The organism is Methylibium sp. (assembly GCF_013817365.1).
In the GTDB taxonomy this organism is placed as follows: domain Bacteria; phylum Pseudomonadota; class Gammaproteobacteria; order Burkholderiales; family Burkholderiaceae_C; genus Methylibium.
On the sequence record NZ_JACDCU010000187.1, the window covers coordinates 1 to 7,423 of the forward strand.

Genomic DNA, 7,423 nt, shown 5'->3' on the forward strand with positions numbered 1-7,423 from the left:
TCAGCGTCTCGTCGAGGTTGAGCGTGTCGGGCCGGATATCCACGAACACCGGCACCGCGCCGCGCAGCACGAAAGCGTTGGCGGTCGATGCGAAGGTGTACGAGGGCATGAGCACTTCATCGCCCGGCTGGAGATCGGTCAGGAGCGCGGCGAGCTCCAGGGCTGCGGTGCAGGAGTGGGTGAGCAGCGCCTTGGACACCGCGAGCAGCGCCTGAAGCCGTTCATGGCAGCGCTGGGTGAAAGGCCCGTCGCCGGCCAGCATGCCGTGGGCGTGCGCCTCGGCCATGTAGGCGAACTCGCGGCCGGTCAGGTGGGGGCGGTTGAAAGGGATCACGGGCCGATCTCCTCGAGGGCGAACGATGGCGGGTTCCGCAGGCCGCTGGTCAGATGCGCGCTGCGTGGCCCGTCTTCACAACCGGGCGAACTGCGAGCTCCGCCCTTCGCTGCGCCGGGCGGATTCGGCCCGGTAGATGCCGCCCGCCTCGCAATCCGACAGGACGACCGCTCCGGCGCCGATCACGCAGTCCGCGCCGATCTTCAGCTTGTCCTTGAGCGTGGCATTCGCGCCGATGAAGCAAGCCTCGCCAACGTGCACCGAACCGCACAGGACGACCGCGGGGGCGAGGTAGCAGTGGCTTTCGATCACCGTGTGATGCGAAACGCAGACGGCCGGGCCGATGAAGACGTTGTCGCCGATCGAGACGAAAGGGCCAATCGTGGCGTTCTCGCGAACGAGGCCGTTGTCGCCGAGCCGGGCGTTGGGTGCAATGGAGGCCGTCGGGTGCACATAGCTGGCCAGCCGATAACCGGCTTCCTTGGCGAGCAAGTACTTCTCCCTGCGCAAACGGTTGACGCGCGAATAGCCGATGCCGATGAACATCTCGTGCGTCGCGCAGGGAAATGCGCGAAGCGCCTCCTCCCACGCCAGCACCGGCCGGCCGCAGAATGCGTCCCCGGTGACGAAGGCCGCATCGACCGCGAACGCCTCCACCTCGTACTCGCTGCCGCTGCCGCTGCCGAAGTAGTGGTGCGCCAGTTCGGAGTAAGTACCGAGGCCGAAGACGACCAGGCGTTTCTTCATGGCTTTGCGTGCCTCAGGTAGTGCGCGGCCTGCGGGCCGCAGTTGAACATCAGGTCGAGCACCGAAACCCGGCGGCTGAACGGCCCCCAGAGCTGCGGGTAGTCGGCATAGCCCTCGTAGTCGAACCACTGCACGCCGATGCCGCGCTCGGCGAAGCGCCGCTCATCGAGATAAGCCCTGGCTGCCGGCCCTGACAGGTAGAGCGTCGCACCGGCCTGTTCGCACAGTGCCACCAGGCGCCCGGTCCGGTCGCCCTCGAGCACATAGTCGCAGGCGTCGGTGATGCGGGTGGCGATGCCGAGATAACCGCAGACAAGATCGATGAGCCGGCGGTTCAACACCGCGAGCTGCCGGTGGTCCTGCGCGAGATAGATGGGCTGCAGCACGGCGGCCACCTCGTCGAAATGACGCGCCCGCCGGTAGTTCGCCTCCAGGCTGCGCCAATGCTTGGGAGCCCAGGCGGTGCCTTCGATTTCGGCAGCCCGCACCGTCTGCCCCAGCAGGCCCTTGTTCTTCACCGGCACGGTCAGCCATTGCGGACCCTGCGGTGTCTTGATCAGGTTGCGGTTGCGCCAGTCGTGCTTGGTGTACTGCGCCTCGTCGTACACGATGAACTCGTCCACGGCGGCGATCAAATCGAAGTAGCCGCGCCAGGGCACGTAGTTCGACTGCAGGATCGCAAGCTTCTTCGTCATGGTGTTCGCCGACCGACACTCCTGCTGGGACCCCGATGCCGGGGACGGCCAGTATTCCAGGAAACGGCCTGCGATGATGCGGACCCGCTGCCTCCATGACCCCCGCCGTGACCGCTTCTGCTCCCCGTCCCGATCCAGCCCATCGCCCGGCACGGCTGCCGACCAGCCGCTTCGCAACGGTGCGTGGCCTGCGCTTGCACTTGCTGACGTGGGGCGGTTCGGGGCTGGTCACGCCGCAGCGTCCTGCCCTCGTCCTGGCGCACGGCTGGATGGACGTGGCCGCGTCGTTCCAGTTTCTCGTCGATGCCCTGCAGCAAGAGCGCCACATCATCGCCCTGGACTGGCGCGGCTTCGGCCTCACCGAGCCGCACGCCGGCACCGACACTTACTGGTTTCCCGACTACCTCGCCGACCTCGACGCCCTGCTCGACGAGCTTTCGCCCGACCAGTCCGTCGATCTGCTCGGCCACAGCATGGGTGCCAACGTGGCGATGCTCTATGCCGGCGTGCGGCCCGAGCGCGTGCGCCGGCTGGTCAACCTGGAAGGTTTCGGCCTGCCGAACGGCCCGGCCACACTGGCGCCGAAGCGCTACACGGCCTGGCTCGACGAGCTCAAGCAGCCCCAGCGCCTGCGCGACTACGCCAGCGTGGACGAAGTAGCAGAACGCCTGCGCCGCAACAACCCGCGCCTCACCGCCGAGCGGGCCGCGTGGCTCGCGCCGCACTGGTCGAGTCGGGACGAGGCGACCGGCCGCTGGGTCATTCAAGGCGACCCGGCTCACAAACGGGCCAACCCGGTGCTGTACCGCGCCGAGGAGGCACTGGCCTGCTGGGCGCGCATCGCAGCGCCCGTGCTGTGGGTCGAAGGCCGCCAGACCGACGTGGCCAAGTACTGGGGTGACCGCTATCCGCGCAGCGAATTCGAGGCGCGGCTGAAGGTCGTGCCCAGGGTCGAGCGGGTAATCCTCGAAGACGCAGGCCACATGCTGCACCACGATCAGCCCGAGCAACTGGCCGCTCACATCGATCGTTTTCTCGAAACGGCCTGAGGCCTTGCCTGCGAGGCCGAACGCGGCAGCCGTTGCGAAGCAAGGCACCCGCAAACTGAAACGTTGCCGTGTGACGTTCTGAGGCCGCCGCTTCGCCCTCGTCTGCAAGAGCCCATGAGAAAATCGTCGCTTCGCCCGGCCCACCCCCACGCCGGCACTCGAACACGAAGGATCGGTCATGGACATCGAACACATCAACGCCCTCGGCACGCAGCTCGACGATCTGCGCCAGCGCACCCAAGCGCTCCGGGGGTATCTTTGACTACGATGAAAAATCGCGCCGCCTGAGCGAGGTCAACGCCGCGCTCGAAGACCCGACGGTCTGGAACGATCCCAAGAACGCCCAGTCGCTGGGCCGCGAGAAGAAGTCGCTGGAGGCGGTGGTCGAGTCGATCGCCTCGCTGGAGCGCAACCTGTCCGACAACGCCGAGCTCTACGAGATGAGCAAGGAGGAGTCCGATGTCGATGGATTGAAGGCCATCGAGGCTGAAACCGCCGCGCTGGCCGCGCAGGTCGAGCAGCTCGAATTCCGGCGCATGTTCAACAACCCGGCCGACCCCATGCCCTGCTTCCTGGACATCCAGGCCGGCGCCGGCGGCACCGAGGCCTGCGATTGGGCGCAGATGCTCATGCGCCAGTACCTGCGCTATGCCGAGCGCAAGGACTTCAAGGTCGAGGTCATGGAAGAAACCGAGGGCGACGTGGCCGGCATCCGCTCAGCCACGCTCAAGATCGAGGGCGACTACGCCTTCGGCCACCTGCGCACCGAAACCGGCGTGCACCGCCTCGTGCGCAAGAGCCCGTTCGACTCGTCCGGCGGGCGTCACACGTCGTTCGCCAGCGTGTTCGTGTACCCCGAGGTCGACGACACGCTGGAGATCGAGATCAACCCCGCCGACGTGCGCACCGACACCTACCGCGCTTCCGGCGCCGGCGGCCAGCACATCAACAAGACCGACTCGGCGGTGCGGCTCACGCACATCCCGACCAACATCGTCGTGCAGTGCCAGAACGACCGCTCGCAGCACCGCAACCGGGACGAGGCTTGGCAGATGCTGCGCTCGCGCCTGTACGAGCACGAGATGCGCATCCGCATGGCCGCGCAGCAAAAGCTCGAAGACAGCAAGACCGACGTGGGCTGGGGGCACCAGATTCGCAGTTACGTGCTGGACCAGAGCCGCATCAAGGACCTGCGCACCAATGTGGAGATCTCGAACACGCAGAAGGTGCTGGATGGCGACCTGGATGCCTTCATCGAGGCCAGCTTGAAGCAGGGTGTTTGACCTGCGACGCCGCGTGTCACGCCGCGTAGAATGCGTGACACTCGGCGTCTGAGGAGCGACCATGAAAACCATGAACGTCAGGGAGCTGAGGCAGTCCACACCGCAGCTACAAGAGACGCTGGCGCGCGAAGGAGAAGTCCTTCTCGTGTCCAACGGCAAGCCCATCGCGCGGCTGCTTCCGGTCGAACCGAAGCAACGCCGCCCGAAACTTCCGTCTTTGAAGGCATTTCGGGAAACCATGCCGATGATGACGACGCCGGTCGAACAACTGATCCGCGAGGATCGCGATCGCCGTGGCAGCTGAGGCGCCGGGCAGTGGCTGCTACATCGACACCAGCGCGCTGGTCAAGCGCTACGTCCGCGAAGCGGGGAGCGACGCCTTCGACGAGTTTTGCGCGGGCTGCGAATTCGACATGCTGATCTGTCCCCTCGGCGGCACAGAGTTCGCGGGCGTCCTGCAACGGCGGGTGCGCGGCAAGCAGTTGACGCTGTCGCAGATGGGCGCGATACGCCAGCGCTTCCTATCCGATGTTTCCGCCGGGGGCTGGAGCCTGATCGAGTTCGGTGCCGACATCTTCTCCAAGGCAAGCGACTTGATCCTCCATCTCGGCGCGCCGCTGGCGACGCTCGACGCGCTGCACCTCGCATGCGCGCTTCAACACGGCGCCACGGATATCGCCACCGCCGATCGTCAACTCGCGACGGCTGCTCGCAAGGCCAAGCTGCGCGTCCATCTCTTCTGAAATCGAGCCACACCATGCGCGAAGGCACCGCCCCCATCGTCCGCCGCGAGGATTACCTCGCGCCGGCCTTCTGGATCCGGAGCGTCGACCTGACGTTCGACCTCGATCCGGCCAAGACGCTCGTCATCAACCGCATGGAGGTCGAGCGCAACGCCGACGTGCCGCCGCAGCCGCTGCGCCTGGACGGCGAAGATGTCAACCTGAGCCGCGTGCTGGCCAACGGCGAGAGCGTGTCGTTCAGGGTCGAAGGTCAATGCCTGGTCATCGACAACCCGCCTGAGGGCCGCTTCACGCTGGAGCTGCGCAGCACCTGCGCACCGGCGAAGAACACCCAGCTCTCGGGCCTGTACACCTCGGCCGGCGGCTTCTTCACGCAGTGCGAGGCGCAGGGCTTTCGGCGCATCACCTACTACCTGGATCGCCCGGACGTGATGGCGGTCTACAAGGTGACGCTCAAGGCGGACGCGAAGAAATACCCGGTGCTGCTTTCCAACGGCAACCTGCTCGAGCAGGGCCTGCTCGAAGGCGGCCGGCACTACGCGGTGTGGAGCGATCCCTTCCCCAAGCCGAGCTACCTGTTCGCGCTGGTCGCCGCCGACCTCGTGGCTCGCGAGCAGCGCATCCGCTCACGCTCCGGCAAGGACCACCTGCTGCAGGTTTACGTGCGCGCGGGGGATCTCGACAAGACCGAGCACGCGATGAACTCGCTCATCGCCTCGGTCGCCTGGGACGAGGCGCGCTTCGGCCTGCCGCTGGACCTGGAGCGCTTCATGATCGTCGCGGTCAGCGACTTCAACATGGGCGCGATGGAGAACAAGGGCCTCAACATCTTCAACACCAAGTTTGTGCTGGCCAACGCCGCCACGGCCACCGACACCGACTTCGCCTACATCGAGAGCGTGGTCGGCCACGAGTACTTCCACAACTGGACCGGCAACCGCGTGACCTGCCGCGACTGGTTCCAGCTCTCGCTCAAGGAAGGCCTCACGGTCTTTCGCGACCAGGAATTCTCGATGGACATGGCCGGCAGCGCCTCGGCCCGCGCGGTCAAGCGCATCGAGGACGTACGCACGCTGCGCCAGGTGCAGTTCCCGGAAGACGCCGGCCCGATGGCGCACCCGGTGCGCCCTGACGCCTACCAGGCCATCGACAACTTCTATACCGCCACCGTGTACGAAAAGGGTGCCGAGGTCGTGCGCATGATGCACACGCTGGTCGGACGCGAAGGATTCGCACGCGGCATGACGCTCTACTTCGAGCGGCACGACGGCCAGGCGGTCACATGCGACGACTTCGCGCAGGCCATCGCCGATGCCAACCCCGCCAGCATGCTGGCCGAGCGGCTCGACGCCTTCAAGCGCTGGTACGCGCAGGCCGGCACGCCGCGTCTCACCGCGCGCAGCCGCTACGACGCGCCGAGCCGCAGCTACACGCTCGAACTGCTGCAACACCCCGCCACCACGCCGGGGCAGACCGAGAAGCAGCCGTATGTGATCCCCGTGGCGATGGGCTTGGTGACGCAGGACGGCAGTGCGCTGCCGCTGCAGCTGGAAGGCGAGGCTGCACCCGTGCTCGACCCGACGACCGGCCAGCCGGCCGGGGAGCGAGTGCTCGTACTCGACAAGCCGCACGAGTACTACACCTTCGTCAATGTCGATGCCGAACCGGTGCCCTCGCTGTTGCGCGGCTTTTCGGCACCGGTGGTGCTGGAAGCGGGCCTGAGCGATGCGCAGCTGCTCATCCTCCTCGCCCACGACGGCGACCCGTTCAATCGCTGGGAGGCCGGCCAGAAGCTCGCCGCGAGCCGACTGCTGGCTGCTGCCCGCGACGGGGCCGAACTGACGCTCGATGCCGCGTTCACCGACGCCATGCGCGCCGTGCTGCGCCATCCCGATCTCGACCCCGCCTTCAAGGAACTCGTGCTCACGCTGCCGAGCGAAACGCAGCTCAGCGAGCAACTCGGGCAGGAGATCGACCCGCAAAGAATGCACGCCTTGCGCGAAGCCATGCGCCGCCAGCTCGCGCGTGCGCTGTACGACGACTGGGTCGCAGCCTTCGAGGCGCATCAGCCGGCCGGCGGCTATGTGCCGGACGCCGCGAGCAGCGGCCAGCGCGCACTCGCCAACCTCGCGCTGGCAATGCTGGTGCTCGATGCACAGACGAGCGGCGATGCGGTCTGGCCCGGCCGCGCCTACCAGCGCTTCAAGGACGCGTCGAACATGACCGACCGCTTCGGCGCCCTCGCCGCGCTGGTGCACGCTCATGCGGCGCTGGCCGAGCCCGCGCTGGAGCGCTTCCACGCCATGTTCAAGGGCGAGGCGCTGGTCATCGACAAGTGGTTCGCACTGCAGGCCAGCGCCAGCGAGCCGGTGAGCGAGCACGCGGGCAAGGTGTTCGCCCGCGCCAAGGCGCTGCTGCAGCATCCCGATTTCTCGCTGAAGAACCCCAACCGCGCGCGCAGCGTGCTGGCGGTGGTGTGCCTGTCCAACCCGGCGGCGTTCCACCGCCGCGATGCGGCGGGCTACGTGTTCTGGGCAGACCGCGTGATCGAGGTCGATGCCATCAACCCGCA

General features: G+C 66.9%; 8 protein-coding genes. 5 read left to right on the forward strand and 3 right to left on the reverse strand.

Going from position 1 to position 7,423, the window contains the following annotated elements; translation table 11 throughout:
* From H0W38_RS12230 to H0W38_RS12240, 3 genes are all read right to left on the reverse strand, one after another.
* Positions 1–286, reverse strand: a 286-nt coding sequence (locus H0W38_RS12230) for an aminotransferase class I/II-fold pyridoxal phosphate-dependent enzyme (RefSeq protein ID WP_292454379.1), incomplete at its 3' end; no start/stop codon positions are given.
* A 123-nt stretch (positions 287–409) separates the two neighbouring features.
* Complete coding sequence (locus tag H0W38_RS12235; RefSeq protein ID WP_292454362.1) at positions 410–1,081, reverse strand: acetyltransferase; 672 nt, start codon at positions 1,079–1,081, stop codon at positions 410–412.
* Positions 1,078–1,776, reverse strand: a complete 699-nt coding sequence (locus H0W38_RS12240) for a WbqC family protein (protein ID WP_292454365.1) — start codon at positions 1,774–1,776, stop codon at positions 1,078–1,080. The genes H0W38_RS12235 and H0W38_RS12240 overlap by 4 nt, the downstream gene beginning before the upstream one ends.
* 107 nt (positions 1,777–1,883) lie before the next feature.
* Between H0W38_RS12240 and H0W38_RS12245 the strand changes: the two genes are divergently transcribed.
* The 5 genes from H0W38_RS12245 to pepN all read left to right on the forward strand — a co-directional run.
* Complete coding sequence (locus H0W38_RS12245; protein WP_292454368.1) at positions 1,884–2,825, forward strand: alpha/beta hydrolase; 942 nt, start codon at positions 1,884–1,886, stop codon at positions 2,823–2,825.
* A 178-nt stretch (positions 2,826–3,003) separates the two neighbouring features.
* Positions 3,004–4,108 (forward strand): peptide chain release factor 2 gene (gene prfB / locus H0W38_RS12250; RefSeq protein WP_292454371.1). Its coding sequence is split into 2 segments (ribosomal slippage): positions 3,004–3,084 and positions 3,086–4,108, totalling 1,104 coding nucleotides; the frame shifts between segments, so codons are not numbered across the junction.
* Between the two features lie 61 nt (positions 4,109–4,169).
* Positions 4,170–4,412, forward strand: coding sequence for a hypothetical protein (locus tag H0W38_RS12255; RefSeq protein ID WP_292454373.1), 243 nt, complete (start codon positions 4,170–4,172; stop codon positions 4,410–4,412).
* On the forward strand, positions 4,402–4,851 hold the full coding sequence (locus H0W38_RS12260) for a type II toxin-antitoxin system VapC family toxin (protein WP_292454376.1): 450 nt from the start codon (positions 4,402–4,404) through the stop codon (positions 4,849–4,851). Before H0W38_RS12255 ends, H0W38_RS12260 begins: the two co-directional genes overlap by 11 nt.
* 14 nt (positions 4,852–4,865) lie before the next feature.
* The coding region (pepN, locus tag H0W38_RS12265; protein ID WP_292454377.1) for an aminopeptidase N at positions 4,866–7,423 on the forward strand (2,558 nt) is incomplete at its 3' end.

What these genes read in the sequence shown, in the direction of transcription:
- H0W38_RS12235 (WP_292454362.1), bottom strand. Translation starts at nt 1,081, where the DNA reads ATGAAGAAACGCCTGGTCGTCTTCGGCCTCGGTACTTACTCCGAACTG.
- H0W38_RS12240 (WP_292454365.1), bottom strand. Translation starts at nt 1,776, where the DNA reads ATGACGAAGAAGCTTGCGATCCTGCAGTCGAACTACGTGCCCTGGCGC.
- H0W38_RS12255 (WP_292454373.1), top strand. Translation starts at nt 4,170, where the DNA reads ATGAAAACCATGAACGTCAGGGAGCTGAGGCAGTCCACACCGCAGCTA.